Annotated in this window: 17 protein-coding genes and 1 pseudogene; 5 read left to right on the top strand and 13 right to left on the bottom strand. The window is 64.5% G+C overall.

Going from position 1 to position 17,306, the window contains the following annotated elements:
- Positions 1–15: 15 nt before the first annotated feature.
- The 6 genes from OG921_RS24580 to OG921_RS24555 are packed head-to-tail and all read right to left on the bottom strand — an operon-like array spanning position 16 to position 5,729.
- Entirely contained in the window at positions 16–804 is a 789-nt protein-coding gene (locus tag OG921_RS24580) for an SDR family NAD(P)-dependent oxidoreductase (protein WP_266115171.1), read from the bottom strand.
- On the bottom strand, positions 801–1,799 hold the full coding sequence (locus OG921_RS24575) for a cyclase family protein (RefSeq protein WP_266115170.1): 999 nt from the start codon (positions 1,797–1,799) through the stop codon (positions 801–803). The genes OG921_RS24580 and OG921_RS24575 overlap by 4 nt, the downstream gene beginning before the upstream one ends.
- Positions 1,800–1,810: 11 nt before the next feature.
- A complete protein-coding gene (locus tag OG921_RS24570) occupies positions 1,811–2,587 on the bottom strand; it encodes an SDR family NAD(P)-dependent oxidoreductase (RefSeq protein WP_266115169.1) in 777 nt (258 codons plus the stop codon).
- Entirely contained in the window at positions 2,584–3,582 is a 999-nt protein-coding gene (locus OG921_RS24565) for a fumarylacetoacetate hydrolase family protein (protein ID WP_266115168.1), read from the bottom strand. The genes OG921_RS24570 and OG921_RS24565 overlap by 4 nt, the downstream gene beginning before the upstream one ends.
- A gap of 33 nt (positions 3,583–3,615) precedes the next feature.
- On the bottom strand, positions 3,616–4,554 hold the full coding sequence (locus tag OG921_RS24560) for a VOC family protein (protein ID WP_266115167.1): 939 nt from the start codon (positions 4,552–4,554) through the stop codon (positions 3,616–3,618).
- A gap of 38 nt (positions 4,555–4,592) precedes the next feature.
- Complete coding sequence (locus tag OG921_RS24555; RefSeq protein WP_266115166.1) at positions 4,593–5,729, bottom strand: FAD-dependent monooxygenase; 1,137 nt, start codon at positions 5,727–5,729, stop codon at positions 4,593–4,595.
- Positions 5,730–5,845: 116 nt separating this feature from the next.
- Here OG921_RS24555 and OG921_RS24550 point away from each other — a divergent pair, with 116 nt between their 5' ends.
- Both OG921_RS24550 and OG921_RS24545 read left to right on the top strand, forming a co-directional pair.
- Positions 5,846–6,838, top strand: a complete 993-nt coding sequence (locus OG921_RS24550) for a LysR family transcriptional regulator (RefSeq protein WP_266115165.1) — start codon at positions 5,846–5,848, stop codon at positions 6,836–6,838.
- A 216-nt stretch (positions 6,839–7,054) separates the two neighbouring features.
- A pseudogene (locus tag OG921_RS24545) lies at positions 7,055–7,216 on the top strand (enoyl-CoA hydratase-related protein); the annotation flags it as partial.
- Between the two features lie 109 nt (positions 7,217–7,325).
- Here OG921_RS24545 and OG921_RS26745 read toward each other — a convergent pair.
- From OG921_RS26745 to OG921_RS24535, 3 genes are all read right to left on the bottom strand, one after another.
- Entirely contained in the window at positions 7,326–7,481 is a 156-nt protein-coding gene (locus OG921_RS26745) for a PIN domain-containing protein (RefSeq protein ID WP_353962103.1), read from the bottom strand.
- Entirely contained in the window at positions 7,478–7,693 is a 216-nt protein-coding gene (locus tag OG921_RS24540) for a hypothetical protein (RefSeq protein ID WP_266115164.1), read from the bottom strand. Before OG921_RS24540 ends, OG921_RS26745 begins: the two co-directional genes overlap by 4 nt.
- Positions 7,694–7,938: 245 nt before the next feature.
- Entirely contained in the window at positions 7,939–8,754 is an 816-nt protein-coding gene (locus OG921_RS24535) for an SGNH/GDSL hydrolase family protein (protein WP_266115163.1), read from the bottom strand.
- Between the two features lie 335 nt (positions 8,755–9,089).
- On the opposite strand from OG921_RS24535, the gene OG921_RS24530 reads away from it, so the two are divergent.
- Entirely contained in the window at positions 9,090–9,530 is a 441-nt protein-coding gene (locus tag OG921_RS24530; RefSeq protein ID WP_266115162.1) for a hypothetical protein, read from the top strand.
- Positions 9,531–9,633: 103 nt separating this feature from the next.
- On the opposite strand, the gene OG921_RS24525 is transcribed toward OG921_RS24530, so the two are convergent.
- From OG921_RS24525 to OG921_RS24510, 4 genes are all read right to left on the bottom strand, one after another.
- Positions 9,634–10,143, bottom strand: a complete 510-nt coding sequence (locus OG921_RS24525; protein ID WP_266115161.1) for a hypothetical protein — start codon at positions 10,141–10,143, stop codon at positions 9,634–9,636.
- Positions 10,144–10,153: 10 nt separating this feature from the next.
- Positions 10,154–10,339 (bottom strand): flavodoxin domain-containing protein, encoded by a 186-nt coding sequence (locus OG921_RS24520; RefSeq protein WP_266115160.1) that lies wholly within the window; start codon positions 10,337–10,339, stop codon positions 10,154–10,156.
- 295 nt (positions 10,340–10,634) lie between these two features.
- Positions 10,635–10,898, bottom strand: a complete 264-nt coding sequence (locus OG921_RS24515) for a hypothetical protein (RefSeq protein WP_266115159.1) — start codon at positions 10,896–10,898, stop codon at positions 10,635–10,637.
- An 869-nt stretch (positions 10,899–11,767) separates the two neighbouring features.
- Positions 11,768–12,088, bottom strand: a complete 321-nt coding sequence (locus OG921_RS24510; RefSeq protein ID WP_266115158.1) for a hypothetical protein — start codon at positions 12,086–12,088, stop codon at positions 11,768–11,770.
- 361 nt (positions 12,089–12,449) lie between these two features.
- On the opposite strand from OG921_RS24510, the gene OG921_RS24505 reads away from it, so the two are divergent.
- Complete coding sequence (locus OG921_RS24505; RefSeq protein ID WP_266115157.1) at positions 12,450–13,670, top strand: lipase family protein; 1,221 nt, start codon at positions 12,450–12,452, stop codon at positions 13,668–13,670.
- A gap of 1,266 nt (positions 13,671–14,936) precedes the next feature.
- Positions 14,937–17,306, top strand: a 2,370-nt coding sequence (locus tag OG921_RS24500; protein ID WP_266115156.1) for an AMP-binding protein, incomplete at its 3' end; no start/stop codon positions are given.

The raw sequence follows: 17,306 nt of genomic DNA, 5'->3' as shown, positions 1-17,306 counted from the left end.
GAGTTCGGGATCGAGTTAGCCGGGCAGGACGGCGGACCATCCACCGTCGACCATGAGATTGACGCCGGTGACATAGCCGGCCTCGTCGGAGGCGAGGAAGGTCGCACAGTTGACCACGTCTGCGCAGGTGCCGAGTCGGCCGAGGGGGATTGCGGATGCGATGGTGGTCATCGGATGCTCCTCGGCGAGCAGCGTGGCTTCGGACTGCGGGGTGCGGATCATGCCGGGGCTGACGCAGTTCACCCGGACGTGGTGTGCAGCGCCTTCGGCGGCGAGCTGCTTGGTCATCGCGACGACCGCCCCCTTGGACGCAGTGTGTGCGAGGCGGGTGTTGGTGACCGAGCCGCTCACGCCTGCGGTCGATCCGACCAGCACGATCGAAGCGTTCCCCGATTGCATCAGGTACTTCCAGGCATGCTTGACTGGGAGGAACACCAGGTCGACTTCGTGCGACATGACGAAATGCCAATCATCCAAAGTGATCTCGTCGACCGGGGCGAAGGTCGCCAGTCCGGCGTTGGCATACAGGATGTCGATGCGGCCGTGCCGGCTGCCGATCTCATCCAGCCAGCCACGAACGGCGGTCTCGTCGGTGAGGTCGAGCGGATGGCTGCTCGACATCTGCCCGCCGGTCGCGGTGACAAGGTCCACGGTCTCCTCGGCCGCATCCGGCTGCAGGTCGCAGCCATAGACCGTTGCGCCCTCGGCGGCGAACCGCAGCGCGGCTTCGCGGCCCTGCCCGCCGGCGGTGCCGGTGATGACGGCGATCTTGCCGGCCAGCCGACCGGAAGTGTCGACGTTCATTTGACGGCAATCGGGTTGACCGGTGCGCCGACCGCGCCGGTCACGGGAATAGGAGCGGCTGTGAGGAAGAATTCGTACACCCCATCGGTCGCGCAATCCTCCGCCAGTCCGTCGAGATCCCACATCTCCCCGAGAAACAGCCCCATGTTGGGGATGGCGACCTGATGAAGCGGCTGGAAGGCCACGTCGAACTCATTGGGGCGCACCTCGAATCCCCACGTGTCGGTGGCGATCGCGGCGATCTCCGTGTCGTGCAACCAGTCGGCCGTCGTGAACGAGAGTCCGGGCGCATCGCCCCCGGCGTAGTCGCCCCACCCTTCGCGTTTCGCTCGCGTGAGTTGGCCGGTGCGTACCAGAACGATGTCACCGGTGCCGACGGCGCCGGCGAGGTGATGGTCATCGATGGTGGCCCGTAGGTGTTCGGTGGTGATCGCGAACCCGTCGGGAAGTTCACCGTCGGTGCCGAATACCCGGCCGACGTCGAGCAGCACGCCACGCCCGACGATACGGTCGGCCGCGGTCTCGATCCCGGTGACCCGATCGCCGGCCGAGGTGACGACGTCGCCTGCGGGGCGGCCGTTCCAGGCGTGGCCGTGATCGAAAATGTGCCCGAGGCCGTCCCACTGGGTCGAGCACTGCAGCGGCATCGTGACGACGTCGTCGGCACCGCCGAGTCCGTGTGGAAACCCCTGGATGCCGGCCTGCGCCTCGGTGCCGGTGTCGAGCATGGTGTGGAGCGGATTCGTGCGTCGGCGCCAACCCTTCTGCGGCCCATCCATATTGAACTGCTGGGACAAACTGAAGGTCGCACCGCGGCGGATGAGCCGCCCCGCGGCTGCGCGCTTCGCGTCGTCGATGAAATTGAGCGTCCCGTGAACGTCGTCGGCTCCCCACCGGCCCCAGTTGGAGCAGCGCGCAGCGGCAGCGGCGATCGCCCCCTCCGGGTCGGTCGGATCGATGGCCATCGCGGCGGACGGGACTTCTACGTGGGTCATGGCGGTGCCTTTCATCGGACGGTCGCCGACTGCGGCGACGGGTGCGGAGTTGGTAGGGACGGAGTTCGCAGGGCATCGGAGATCGACTTGACGCCGCCGTGCGAGGTGGCGCCGCCATCGACGGTGATCTCGCTACCGGTGACGTAGGCCGCTGCGTCGCCGAGCAGGAACGCGACGACGTCGGCCACCTCCCCGGGTGCGCCGGCGCGACCGAGTGATGTCGCATCAATCGAGGTGGAGCGGAACTCCTCGGGTGCCGACGCCGTCATCGGAGTGTCGATGAAACCGGGGTGCACGATATTGACCCGAATACCCCGTGGGCCCAATTCGAGTGCGGCCGTGTGGGTCAGTCCACGCAGTGCCCATTTGCTGCTGGTGTAGGCCACTGGGTAGTGGCCGGTGAGTGCGGCGATGGAGCCGATATTGACGATCGACGCGGTGGGGCCGAACAGTGGCAGCAGGGCCTGAATGGCCAGCAGCGGCGCCATCGCGTTGATTCGGTAGGCGTCGAGCATGTCCGACTCGCTGGCCTCGGGAACACGTGCCCGACGGGTGATGCCCGCGCAGTTGACCAGCCCGTGCACGTGTCCCTGTGCGGCAAGCTCTTTCGCGAGCGTGTGCCAGTGTCCGGGGTCGGCGACATCGAATGCCCGGCTGCCGCGCTCGGAGTTCGCGGTGCGGTCGAGGGCAACGACTGTTGCGCCCGCGTCCCGTAGCCGGGTGGTCACCGCGGCACCGATACCACCGGCGGCGCCGGTGACGACGATTGTCCGTTCGGCGAAGCTCATACCGGGCTCCCGGTACCGAGATGACGAGCGCGTTCGGCGTTCCGGTCGTCGCGGCGCCGCACCGGTGGAACCGGTGCGGGCGCGTCCGGGCGCGAAGCGACGGTGTTGGTCAGGGTCCCGATACCTTCCACCGTCAGGCGCACGACGTCACCGGGTCGTAGCGAGGGCGGATCCTGGCGTCCGCGGCGTCCCCAGAGTTCTGCGAGGCAGCCACCGTTGCCGGTCGTCCCCGAGCCGAGTACGTCACCGGCTTCGACACGGCTGCTCCGCGATGCGTACGCCACCAGCGTCGGGAATGTCCAGCCCATGTTGGACAACACATCTCGTCCAATTTCGACGCCGTTGATGTGCGCGGTACAGCCGAGTGTGAGGAATCCGTCGGCGTCGTGGCTCGCGGCGAACTCGTCGGCCGTGACGAGCACGGGGCCCAGGGTGTTGGCGAAGTCCTTGCCCTTCGCCGGGCCGAGGCCCACCTCCATTTCCCGCCGTTGCAGATCACGCGCGGACCAATCGTTGAGGATGGTGTAGCCGAAGATCGCGCCGGCTGCCTCCTCGACGGTCAGGTTGCTGCCACCCCGGCCGAGGACCACGGCCACCTCGAGTTCGAAGTCGAGGTCCGTACACCCGTGCGGCGCCGCGATGTGCGCGTCCGGTCCGGTGATCGTGTGCGGGTTGGTGAAATAGAAGTGTGGTGCCTCGTACCATGCGTCGGGCACGCCCGCCTGGTTCTGCACACTCGCGCGCACACCCTCGACGTGCTCCTCGAAGGTCACGAAATCCCGGATTGTGACCGGCTGTATCGGCGAAACGAGATGTGCACCCGCCAGCGGGATCGGGGTCGCCGACGCGACTGCCCGGCGGCCGATGACCAGGGCAGAAGTCAGCCCGCCGCGGACGAGGTCGAGAACCGAGCGTCCCTCGATGGGGAAGAGTTGATCGTCCTCGACGACCACGGCGACGGTGTCGTGGCCGCGCGAGATGGTGGCGAAACGCATGTGCGGTGGCTCCTGGATCTGCAGCGATATGGGTTAGACCGGCGGTGCGACGAACAGGCCCTTGTCGACGTCGTTGAACGACTTCGCGGCGACGAATTCGTCCATCGCGTTGGCGGTGCCCCACTGATCGGAAACCTCGGGATCGGAGAAGTCGTAGAGGTGCGGATGCCACGTATCCTCCTCGAGGACTTCGAGTTCGGTCGTGTACTCCATCGTGTTGCCGTTCGGATCGAGGAAGTAGGAGAAGGTGTTGTTGCCGGCCAGGTGACGGCCCGGTCCCCAGATCTTTTCGACACCCGTTCGGAGCATCCGGCCGGTGCCACGCATGTACTCGTCGATTCCACGCAGTTCGAAGGAAGCGTGATGTAGCGACGCGTGCGGTCCGCGCGCGATGGCCATCGAGTGATGCCAATCGTTGGTGCGCAGGAACCACATCATGTTGCCCATCCGCGGGTGCATCAGGACATCCGACACGCGGAACCCGAAGTGCTTCTCGTAGAAGGCAACCGTCCCCTCCGGATCGGTGGTGTTGACCACGACGTGGGACAGCTTCACCGGAATCGACTCACCCTCTTCGATTTTGCGGTGCGTGCGGGGCGCCACCTCGGCGGACACCTCGATGGTGCGGCCGTCGTTGTCGAAGAAGCGGAAGCCGTATCCGCCGCCGGGCGTCTGCATCGCGCCGGGGTCGCCGACGAGTTGGACCCCGCTGCGGCCGAGGCGCTCGGCGATGCCGTCCACCGCAGCGGGGTCGGTGGCGCCGTAGGAGATAAGGTCGAGCCGCTTGTCGGCATCGCGGCGAATCCGCACCACGTAAGGTTCGGGTGACCCTTCGGCGGCCAGGTAGGTGACGTCGCCGTCGCTGCCCGCCACCGACAGTCCCCAGTGCTGGGTGTAGAAGGCGAGTTGCTTGTCGTAGTCGGGGACGGCCAGCGCGACATGGCGGAGGTGGGTGAAGGCGTAGTCGGTCATGAGATCGCTTTCATCGAAGGTGGCAAGTGGATTCGGGCTCAGGCGGGTTCGCTGACGAGGGCGGCGATGCGGCCCATCAAGCCGGGGACGTCGGCGTCGGCGCTGTGGTCGAGCATCCAGCTGCCGAGTTGGACCGAGGCGCCGACGACGGCGCCGGCGCGGGGAAGTCGCCGGTCGACGAACGACTCCCAGAGGTCGTCGCCCACGGGCCGTCCGATCAGCAGTTCCGCGAGCACGGCGGCGTCTTCGAGTGCCTGCGCCCCGCCCTGCGCCAAGGTCGGCGGGCACACGTGCGCGGCATCGCCGATGAGGACGACGCGGCCGCGGTTCCAGGGCCCGTCGAGCAGGTGGGTCTCGAACCACGTGTAGTTGATGGCGTCCGGGTCGGTCATCTGGGTGCGAATCTCGTCCCATGGACCGTGGTAGTGCTCGGCGAGTTCGCGCATCGTCTCGAGTTGCTCCTGTTTGGACAGGCGCGAGCGGTTCTGAGCGTCCTCGACGATGTAGGCGTACATGGAGTCCTCGCCCGTCGGGCAATACCCGGCGATGTACCCGGCACCGCCGTAGTAGAGGTCGGTGCGGGCGATCGAGGTGGGTCGGGAACAGATCAGCCGCCAGATGCCCATACCGGTGGGCACAGTCTCCAGGTCGATGCCGAGTGCGCGCCGGGTGGTCGATCGGACGCCATCGGCACCGACCACGACGTCATAGCGTCCGTGCGAGCCGTCCGAGAAGTGCACATCGACGCCGTCGTCGTCCTGTTGGAAGGACGTGACCGTTGTGCCGAAGCGGGCTTTGGCTCCCGCGAGGTCGGCGGTATCCCGCAGGATGCGGGCAAGTTCGGGCCGCTCCATCCCGACGGCTGCCGGGAGGTCGGGGCCACCGGTTCGGGCATCTTCGATTTCGGTGAGCAGAGTGCCGTACTCGTCGGGCGCCCGCAGGCCGAGCGTGTCGAACCCCCACCCGTGCTCGCGCACCTGCTCCCAGACGCCCAGGTCGCGCAGGACGCGCAGCGCGTTGCCCTGCAGGGTGATGCCGGAGCCGGTGGCGTAGTCGCGGGCCCTCGCCTCGACGACGTCGACGGCCACACCGACACGAGCGAGGAAGATCGCGACGGCCGAGCCGGCGATACCGGAGCCGATGACCAGGACTGATGATGCGGTGCGTCGAGCCATGAAAGTTACTCCCAGGTGATGCCGGTCATGTGCCGGAAAGCGGAATACCTCCACTCTGAGAGCTGCATCACCATAAGGGAAGGTCGATGTGGTGATGACCGGCATAATGGTTATTTATGGCAATCGATCGGGGAAGATACTCGGAATTGGCGGTGCCGGACTCTGCCGGACCCGCGTCACGCACGCTCGCGAATCTCGACCTGAACCTGCTCGTGTCGCTCGATGCGCTGGTTCAGCACCAGAGCGTGACGCGGGCGGCCGAACAACTGGGCGTCACCCAACCCGCGGTATCCGCCGCCCTACGCAGGCTCCGGCGGCACTTCGGTGACGAACTCCTCTACCGTGTCGGCAACCGCTCCCAGCTCACGCCACTCGGTATCGATCTGCGTCGGCGCACACCAGTGGCGCTCGAAGGCATCCAGCGAGTGTTCAACAGCAGGCCGCAGTTCGACATCGCCGACACGATCCGAGAGTTCTCGATCGTGGTGAGTGATTACGCGACCACATTGCTCGGCGAGCAGATCTCCGCAGCGCTCCTGGGCACCGCGCCACACGCCCGGATCCGTTTGGTACCAACGACTCCGGACAATGTTTCGCGCGCCGAACAGGTCCTGACCGAATCCGACCTGATGGTGGTGCCGCACGGGTTCGTCACCGACCTGCCGCACGCCGATCTCTTCCGCGACGAATGGGCGATCGTGATGGACCGACGCCACCCCGCCGCCGACCTCGGACCGACAGAGGACGATCTGAAGAACCTGCCGTGGGTCTTGGTGTACCACAGCCTTTCCGCGTCCACCCCGGCCGCGCGCCAGTTGCGTATGCGCGGTATCGAACCGCACGCACAGGTGATCACCGAAACATTTCTCACGGTGCCGCCGCTGGTCGCCAACAGCAACCGGATCTCGCTGATTCCGTCTCGCATGTTCGAATTCTTTCCCGCCACTTATGGACTCGTCGCCCATCCGAGTCCGGTTCGATTGGATCCACTGGTCCAAGCGATGTGGTGGAATCCGATCTTCGAACATGAGCCCGAGCACAAGTTTCTCCGCGACATTGTGATGCGCACCTGCGAAGAGTTGGCGAAGTCGAGCAGCGCACGACGGTGAACGCGCTGTGTGGGTCGACACACCAACACCTTGCCGTAAAAAGCGCGGCGATGCTTGCACGGATGGGGTCCATAAGATTGCGGAGTTCGGCGGCAAGTCTGTCGTTGACCAATGCAAAGCGACAAAGTCTCGCCGCCTGTTGAGTACACCGTCGCGAGCAAGTCGGAGTATGTCGCGCAAACTCAAACTTCTTCGGGCCCGGGGGCGCCGACACATCTGACCGAGGCATGCTCCACCTGGTTCCTGCCTCGGGTCGTCGGCATGTCGACCGCGATCGAATGGACGGGCGGAGCGGAGATGATTTCCGCGCAGGAGGCGCTCGAACGCGGACACGTGCGTGAAGTTGTCGCCGCCGGTCGTGTGGTGGACCGGGCTGTGGTGCGGGACGACACGAATTCAAGCCGGACGCTGTGGACAACCGCACCGGACGGAGCATGCGACGCGGTCTGAGCCCTATGCCGACCGCCTCGGCAAGGAGTGGATCGGATCAGCGCGGCGAGAGGGTTCTCAGGCCCGCGTGGGCTGCAGTGTCGGCCGGTTCTCGGTCGTAGGTGAGCAACTCGTCGACGCCGAGGCGGATCGCGACCGCGAGGTGGAGAGCATCGTTCGACCGGAGTGGGGCGTGGGTGCCGGCTGCGATCATGTCACCACGGGAAAATCAACGAGATCGACCGACTCGAGCGCGGCGGTGATCGCCTCGATCGCAATCACGTGCGGATGTCGCTTTGCCGCGCAATGCAATTCGGTGTGGAGCAGCCATGACGCGACGAGGTGCCGGGGCGGATCGGAGGTGAGCGCCTGCAGCAGCGGCTCGGATTCGAGCACGCGGCGCCCGAGGGGGCTGATGACTGCCACCGGTCGACGATTATTGGTGACTATGAGCGATTCACCGCTCTCGACGCGACGGAGGCACGGATGCCGTGGGCTGCCCTTCTCCGTGCTCAGGCCTGTTCGATCGGCACGCAGTCGTGTAGCTAGGTCGGGTTGGTAGACGGCGATTCCGGGGTGGACTTGCGGTGCAGGACCGCGCGGGTAGGCACCTTTGCCTGCTTTGTCGACCCGCCGGGCGCATTCCCGTCGACGCACGGCGGCGGACACCGCTAACCCAGCTTGACCGGACCCAGCGCCGAGTTGACCGCGGCCGTGTAGGCCTTGTAGCCGTTGATGTTCGGGTGGAAGGCAGCCGGATCGGACGGAGGGAGGATCCAGGCGTCCGGCGCGTTGACGCCGTGGCCGACGAACCGGGGGGTGACGTCGACGAACTGGAAGACGGGCCGGGTCTTCGCCGCCACTCCCGCGATCGTGTCGTTGAGCAGGTCGGCGCCGTCGTTGAGGGCGACCTGCTCGGCGGGGGACGCACCGAGGTAGGCGCCGTTCTCCGGTGAGAAGAGCTCCGGGTAGCCGGTCACCGCGACGTGTGCGTTCGGCGCTGCCGCGGCGACCTGGTCGTAGACGGTGCGAAGCAGGCCGGGCAATTGGGTCGTAATGCGTTCGCGGGCCTTGGCGATGGCGCCGGCGCACTGGGCGTCGGTGCCGCCGAGACAGGCCCCGACCGCCCCCGACCAGCCGATGTCGTTTCCGCCGATGGTGAGGGTGACGAGGTCGGTGTCGGCATTGAGTGCGTTGAGCTGTCCGTCCGTCACGAGCGAGGTCGTGGTGGCACCGGCGCACGCGACAAAATTGTCGAGTTTGATCTGCTGCCGCCCGTTGAGCTGTTCGGGGTAGGCCGACGCCGAGCGACCGCACGGCCCGTAGGGCGGCACGCCGTAACCGGACGCGTAGGAGTCGCCGAGCGCGTCGTACACCACGGGGTGTGGCGGCGCGGCGGCGGCCGTGGGCGACGCAAGGGTCCCGCTGAAGGCGAGGAGGGGCAAAAGGAGCAGTGCGAACGACCATGTTCGAAGATGGAGCATCATGATGTGACCGTAGCCACATTTCCGTCCCGTGCCCAGGGACGGTGTCGAACACAACTGGTCCGCCATATCGCCGCCGCCGCACCGGTGGGGAGTGGACCCGGATCGGAAAGACGGTGGCCGTACGACCGCACGAACTGCCTATGAGCTGCGGATTCTCCTCTGCCACGTGGAATTATGGGCGCTAGCACCTTCGCCATGTCAGCGCTCGTCCGCCGTCGTAGCGAAACTCATTCGCGCTGGTGTTTGACGATCCCGGGAGCGGCAACCCACAATCGGCTATGGCGCATCGCGACAGCGAACATCACGCGGCAGGTCTCCAAAGCCGGTTCCAGTGGATGCTCGATGCGGCCGCCAACTCCTTCCGCACCGAGCGGACCCGTGCGTTTCTCGAGACCGGACTCGGCCGATTGGCGGAGCGAGAGTTCTGCGCAGTGTGTCCGGCCGCGTTGTTGTGTGCTGCCGCCGAGGTCGAACTCAACCAGTTGGCGCCGAGCACCCGCCGCGACGGCAGTGCCAGGAAACGCAGCCAGGCGACGCAGACGCTCGCCGGCTTGAGCATCACGACGGTCGATCGGCTCGATCCGGAGGACATCTGCTTCGGGAAAGTCGTTCGGGCCATCACCCAGGGTTACCTGTTCGAACCCACGGGCCGGCCCAACTCGGCCGACCCACTCGACCCCGCGAATCAGCAACTGTTGTGGCTCGCCGATCGAGTCCGGACCTACACGCAGGACGCTGCCGGGCGCATCGCCAGCGGTCAGCACGCGGCGGATTAACCGCCCTCGTCGAGCACAGGGAACAATGCGGCGGCGGTGGCCGCGACAGCGTACTGCGCAGTGAATCGGGCGCCGGACCTCCTTCTCCGCGTACGCCTTTGGCTCAATCGTGCGGGAGTTCGATCCAGTCGTTCCGTTTGCGGCCTTCGACGATTTCGTAAGAGATGGAACCCGGAACGCATACCAACACCAGGACCCACGACAGCGACTTGGCGTAGAAGTCGGCGCTTCGCGCGCCGTCCCAGTCATAGATACCGCGATAGCGTTCCCGCTCGTCGTGCGCGAGCCACAGCTTGGACACGAACCCCGGGAAACCGACGAACATCGGTGTGTTGAACAGGCTTTCCCAGCGGAAGAGGCGATGGCCCCATCCGTGCACGCCGCGCAGACGGAATTCGACCACGAGCACGACAGGCTCCGCCGCTGGTGGCCCATCGACCGTGGTTTCCCGATAGACGCGGCCATGGGTCCCGTCCGGGATCGCCGCAACGGCATCGATGTTGGCGCGCGGCTGGTGGATTCGGCCCGCTACCAGGAGGACCCCGAATTGCCAAACCGACTGTGCGACCGCGTGCAGACCCCTCGATCGCGAAACATCCTGCTGTTGAAGCATGGTGGTCACCTCATCGTGGTCCGGCGGAGGAGCCGACCATCACGCCATCGTAGGTCTCGGGAGCGAGGCTGTGGTTTTCCTCGAGGTTCAGCGCTTCCGCCTCGTAGCCGTGGCTGCGCACCACGTCGGCGATGTACTCGGCGATCTTGGCGGTCTGCCCTTCGGTGGTCCCGTAGGCGATCAAGATTCTGGTCATTGTGCACCCCAATCTTGCGCGGGCGGTCGGTGCGTGAGCGCTTACCGCGGGTCTCGAGGATCGCTACGACCGGGTCACCGCCTTCGGGTCGTTACTCCGAATCCTGACACTGTTCACGTTACGAACACGTAGACGCTGTGTCCGGGGTCGTTGGTCACCGATTGCGAGTACTTGGTCGGCAAAATCCTGCAGCAAAGTAACGCCGGAGCGGGGAGCGCGAGCGGTTGGGATCTCGTGCGTCAACGGCGAAGTGTTGTCTTCGGCACTCTGCAGGTGGCTGCGGGGCAGGTGGAGGCTAGTCCCAGTCCCGGTCGCACATGCGATCCCACCACCCGGCCGCGGAACCGGTAGGGATCGACCTCAACCATTTTCTGATCTCCTTGTCCAGGCGCAGGTCACCAATGCAGCGGGGATCGTGGCGAACCTGATCCACCAACTGTGTGCCGGCGACCGGCTGGAAGTGCGGATCGGCGTCGAGCGGGGCCGCCGCCGCCGCGCCGGCGGCAGTGCCACCCGCCACGGCTGCTGCACACAACACCGAGAAAAAGGCGCGCCGCACGTGAATCACTCCTTCGTTAACGGGGACTCCGAATGCCTCCGGAGGTCGCCACATCAGTCTGCAACTCCGGGCGCGCCACCGGAACCCCCGCTGCATCGGCGCGGCGCCGAACGTAGGGTGCAGTGTTCAGGGGCTCGGTGTTCTGGCTCGAATTCGTTGGCGCCGCGTTGCTGCGGCGGGTGCTCGCTCTGGCAGCGCAGCTGGGAGTGTCCATGGCGGGCCGCCGGCGGCACGCACTTCGCGATCGCCACCATGGGCTTCGGCCTCGAGACCGTCGACGCTCACTGCGACTACATCGCCTCGGTCGCACAGGCTTTAGCCAGGACCTGAGCCGGACCTCGAGTGCTGGCGCGGCAGTCGGTGGACGACGCCGATGATCGGGCGTGTTGCCTCGTTGCCGCCCGCGCAGCGGGGCAACCATGGAATTGGTCTTGCTGTCGGTGACGCCGTCGATGCCGTTGCTGGCCATTCGCGACTCCGAGACCGGAAGTTCCCGACCTGAAGGCCGCGTTCAACAGCACCACGATGGCCGACCAGGGCACCAACAAATTTCTTGGTGTGGGCTCACGGGCCGTCGCAAAGTTGGCTGAGTAGGAATGCGCCACAATTACGCGGACGGTTGCTGCTCGGCGGGTCGATTCACTAGTGCTTATCTCGCTGCGACTGAGCTGTGTGATAACCGGCAATTCGCGGTCGGTCTGTCGCTGATATTTTTTGAATAGACCCGAATTGCCTCACGATCTTCTGGCAAAGCCGCTTCCACTGCCAAGGACCTCCGCAGGCCAGCGCTTCGGCCGGCCGCCTTCAGTGCAGCCGCGGTGATGGGCGGCACCGACTGGAGACCTCCTCTTTTCCGAACTCGTACGCTCTCAGCTATCGGTGTCGTCCTTGTCGGACTCGGCCTCGCTCTTGGCGGCTTTGGTCTCGTCGTCGTTGCCGGATTTCGCGTCACCCTCGTTGTCGCGTGGGACCCGCGCAATATCGCGAGCTACGTCGTCGTCGAGATCGAGTCCCGACTTCGCTTTGTACTGCTTCTGCACTGCGTCCGTGGCGTCGTCCTCGGATCCGCCCTTGGGCACGTCGAGGTCCTGCTCCAACGGATCGGTGCCATCGTCATTCGTCTCGGTGTCCGACTTTTCCAGTTGTTCGTCGAGAGCCTGCTCGGCGTCGGGACTGAGCTCGTATTTCATCTGCGCTCCTTCGTTGGCGCGAGATTGCCGACATCGCGTGGGCGTCGGATACCCGACGCGTGGCGGGACGAAACGGGCAGATGTACGTAACGGTGCCTTTCGAGCGATCTTGACAGTAGATCGGGCGCGTACTCGGGAACGTTGTGATCATGCTCGGGCAGCGCGGCAGCGTGCCCGGAGCGTCACGGAGGGTCTGCTTTCATCCGTCGCTCCGTGACCAGATTTCACACGTCGCCGACAGTGGTCTATCCGAACACTGGTTACTTCTGAGCGAACTTCTGGCATAGTGCATCGAACCGTGCGTTTTCGTCGCGCAGCGACGGTCCTCGGACCGTGTGCTGTATCGAGGGTAGGTGATGGCATGGGTGCGTTTGTGCGCCGGTTCGCCGCAATTGTCGCAATTGCATTGAGCATGGCGTTGGCCGCCGCGCTCGGCAGTGCGGGCCATGCTCCCGCAGCGCCGCTGATGCCTACGCCCGACCCGGACCAGTTCTATGCGGCCCCGGCCGACCTTGCCGCACACGCGCCCGGAGATGTGCTGAAGTTTCGCGAAAAGCCATGGCACGTGTACTTCCCGACCAGTCGGGTGTACGAGGTGTTGTTCCGTAGCACCGATTCCGAAGGCAAGCCGATCGCGGCGAATGCGACCTACCTACTTCCGCAAAATCACCAGCCGGACGGCCCGCTGATGTCGTATCAGCACATCATCAACGCGCTCGGCACCAAGTGCAAAGTCGCCACCAAGCTGTACACGTCCGACCCGACGAACCTGATATTGGAAATGCCGGGTCTGAACCTCGTGCTCAGTCGTGGTTGGTCGGTCGTGCTACCGGACCATCTCGGCCCGCGAATGGCCTATGGCGCCGCCAAACTCGGTGGACAGATCACACTGGACGGGATCAGAGCCGTCAAGAAGATTCCCGAGCTCGGCGTCACCCACAGCAAGGTGGGGATGGGCGGCTACTCCGGCGGCGGCATGGCCACGGCGTGGGCCGCAGCACTCGCGGAGACCTATGCGCCCGAGCTCGATATCGTCGGCTCCGCCTATGGCGGGGTCCCGATGAACTTGACCACGATGGCGCGAGCCTTGGGCGATCAGCCGCACATCGCGTTCGGACTCGCCGCAATCGCGCTCATCGGACTCGAGCGCGAGTATCCGGACCGCTTGAACGTGGCCGACCAACTCAATCCCTACGGTCACTGGCTCGCCAATTGGGTCATCAACGGCTGCACCAACGAAGCCATGTTCGTCGGGGCCTACAAGAGCGCGGGCCAGATGACGGACAACAAGAACTTCATGGCCGATCCGGGAGCGTGGCAGGTGTTGAACGAGAACAGTCTGGAGTTCTATCCGGGCAAACCGGACGCCCCGGTCTTCGAATGGCACAGTCCGATCGACGGATTGATTCCGGTGGACGCGATCGATCACACTCTGCAGCGCTACTGCGCGGCCGGAGTCGAGCTGTTCACGATGCTGACTCCGACGCCGGACCACCTCTCAGCCGCGCCACTCGGCATGTTCCAGGCACTCGACTGGCTCGAGAAGAAGTTCCAGGGTCAACCGACCGCGCGTACATGTTGACCGCGTGACGGCCGGCCGCCGGGCTGGAACACATCGGGCAACGCCGCCCCGCCCGCTCGGGGGTCAACCTGGCTGGCCGACAATGGTCGATGGCCTCACGTGGGCCACACCCGCCGCGAGGGGGAACGTGTCGGTGCGCGCTCCGGGTCTGCGTGGCTGCGCCCGTGACATCGCGCAACCCACCGTTGGCCGGACGGACCGATGTCGACACCATCGCCAAGGCGAGTGCTCGAGGCCGATCGTCCCGCCCTCTCTGGTGCGGGGCAACATGGCGCCATCTCCGGGGTGGCATCAATACCGCCCGATTCGCGAGCCGGAGGAGCGTTTATCGGGCCAATATCGGGTCAGTGGGTCGGGCGTACCGGTCCAGTGGCTGCAAATCGGAGGTGATGCGCCCCGTCTGACCTAGGAGGTTGGTTCGATCCCGGCCGGGACCCCAGAAAGACGGCTGGTTTGAACCGAGCGCCAAGGGGTAGCTCAGCGTGTGTGGGTGCCGTTGTTTTGCGATTGGGAACATGCGTGACACGGCGTGGCTATGGTTGCTCCACATATGCTCGGCGGTTCAGGAGGGCCGCCCCTGGTTCGTACTTCTTGGCTCAGGGAGGCGCCCTGATGGATCGCGCGTTTGTCGATATGCGGGGCGAGTCCGCACTGGTACAAGAGGCGCGATTGGTTGGCCACCAGAAGCAGGTCGTGGGACTGCTCGACGACATGGTGCGGGCAGACACGGACACCGCGGTGGCGGCGGTGCACTCGGAGACCGAACGGATCGGTGCGGAGCGCTCGCGCGAACTTCCTGACAAACACTTTGTCCGCGTTCGGTTTCGGAGAGTCCTACGTGTGGACGGTGTTACATTCCCCGGGGTTCGAGTTCTCGGTGTGGCACCACTCCGGCAAGCGACACTGTCCGCTCCCGCTCGGCCTACGTCCGGTCGGTCTTTTCGCCGACATCCGGCCTGCGCACCATGCTGACGGCCGCCACCGATCGTAGCCGCGATCTGTCCGCACGTGACCGCAGGATGATGTGCGAGCTGTGCTCAATCAGGCGACGGGTCGACATGCCAACTCCACGGGGATTCGGTGCGCACTGCCGGAGTACCTGGATGTGGGAAGTTGCCGTGACGCTCGGAATGTCCGCTCCGTTCCCCAATATCCGCGTTGTCCATCGGGAGAATGTTTTCCGTCCGTCCAGGCTTGGAGGAGCGAATACAGATTTGATTAATTGATGTTCCGGGGGATATTTGCCCCGGGCGGGAGAGGTCATACATGGTCACGCATTCCGAACGCTCATCAACACGGTCGGCAGTAACATACCCATTGTCGCCGGGCCAGTACGGTATATGGCTCGCGGAGATCATGTCGAATGGCGTTCCGTTCAATATCGCGCAATACTTGGAGATTCGTGGATCGCTCGACGTCGAACTCTTTGTGCGGGCGGGTCAGCGTGCCGAAGCGGAAATGGAATTCGAGCGCCTGCGTCTGGTCGAGATCGATGGGTACCCCCACCTGCGACTGGAAGGTCCGAATTCACATGAGGAAGTTGTTTTGGACTTCCGGGGCGAATCGGATCCGGTTCGTGCAGCAATGGAATGGATGCGTGCGGACTTCGGAAAACCCATCGATTTGTTGCACGATAAGTTGTCGGAATCGAAGCTGTTCCGGTTGGCCGACGAACACTATTTCTGGTACTCGCGGGCCCATCACGTGGTGCTCGACGGGCTGGGGGGATTGAACGTCACCCGTCGCACCGCGGAACTGTACACCGCCTCAGTCGAGGGACGGACGCCTTCGGAACTGGCGACAGTAAGCCTGGAAAAGCTATACAGGGCAGAACACGAGTATCGCGAATCCCGTCGATTCACTGCGGATCGTGAATATTGGGCGGATCATGTAGCCGATCTCCCCGCTCCGGCCAGCCTCACACGTAAGGTCGCTCCTCCGGCCGCATATGATCTTGTAAGCGGTGAAGAACTGAGTGCGGCTTCGGCGGCTCGGTTGGAGGAACTCACACATCGAACAGGCCAGAGCGCGGCGCAGGTCGTCGTTGCAGCTATTGCGGCGTTTCTGTCGAAAACGACAGAATCTCCCGACGTAGTCCTCACTTTACCGGTCACCGGGCGGACCACCTCCGGGACCAAGCGGGCTGCAGGAATGTTCGCAAACCTTCTTCCCCTCAGATTTCGTCTTTCGGCGCGTACCACCATCGAAGAACTGATCGCAGAGTCGGCCCATGAAATGCTCGGGGCGTTGCGGCATCAACGTTACCGCTTCGAGGACATTCGACGTGATGCGAATATGCTCGACAACGTTTACGGCACGTTCGGACCTGTCATGAATCTTCTGCTCTTCGACTCGGAGCTGAAATTCGGTGAGGCGACAGCGAAATACCATATTCTTCGGTCCGGTCGGTTGGAGGATCTTCAGGTCAACATCCATGGAAGCGGCAGTGATTCGGATCTGACGATCGATTTCCATGGCAATCCGAATCGATACGACCAGAAAGAGTTGGATCGCATACGTGCTCGGTTCGTCAGTTTCTTCGGCCGCTTTCTTGCTGCCCCGCCGAATACCGAGATCTGGCGACTGAGTCTGCTCGATGCCGCCGAACGCCAACTGGTGGTGCAGACATGGAACGACACCGAACACCGAGTGAATTCGGGTGCGACGGTGGTGTCGTTGTTCCATGAGCAAGTGATGCGGACACCGGATGCGCCGGCGGTGGTCTTCGCAGGCGAGTCCTTGTCGTATTCGCAGTTGGCGTCGCGTGTACGGCGTCTGGCTCGGGTGTTGATCGAGCACGGAGCTGGGCCGGAAACGGCAGTGGCGGTGGCGATCCGCCGGTCGGCGCATATGGTGATCGGAATCTATGCGGTTCTGGAGACAGGGGCAGCGTATGTTCCTATCGATCCAGAGCAGCCCCTCGACCGCGTCGCATATATTTGCGAGACCGTCAACGCAGCGTGCGTTTTGGCCGGTCATGCTGATGACGCCAGTATCGTGGGACTCGGGTCTGTCGTTTTCGTGGACGACGATCTGGCGCGCATGCCGGACGGCCCGGTCACCGATGTTGAGCGACTGGGTCGACTGCATCCGGACAACACCGCCTACGTGCTCTTCACCTCCGGTTCGACAGGACAACCGAAGGGGGTCGCGGTCTCGCACCGTTCGGTGGGCAACCAAATACTGTGGCTGGTACAGCAATTCAAGATCGGACCGGCCGACAAGATACTCCTCAAAACGGCTGTGACATTCGATGTGTCCGTATGGGAGCTTTTCGCCCCCCTGATCTCAGGCGCGCGCATCGTGGTCGCCATTCCGGACGGGCAGCGGGATCCGACCTATCTGGCACGCGAGATTGACCAACAGTCGGTGACCATGCTGTCGTTCGTACCCTCGATGCTCGGTCCATTTGTGTCGGCGCTCGAGAACGGCGCCAGTGGCTCGCTACGGGCGATACTTGTTGCCGGCGAGGCATTTCCGATCTCCCTCGCCGAGCCAGTGGCAGAGAAATTACCCCACGCCGAACTACACAATCTCTACGGACCGACGGAATTCACCGTGCATGCGACGGCGTCGGTGGTGCATCCGGGTACTTCGGTGCCGATCGGTGTGCCGGTATGGAATTCCGTTGCCCTG

The sequence above is a fragment of the Aldersonia sp. NBC_00410 genome, assembly GCF_026342035.1.
In the GTDB taxonomy this organism is placed as follows: Bacteria; Actinomycetota; Actinomycetes; order Mycobacteriales; family Mycobacteriaceae; genus Aldersonia.
This window is presented reverse-complemented; position numbering and strand designations above follow the sequence as displayed.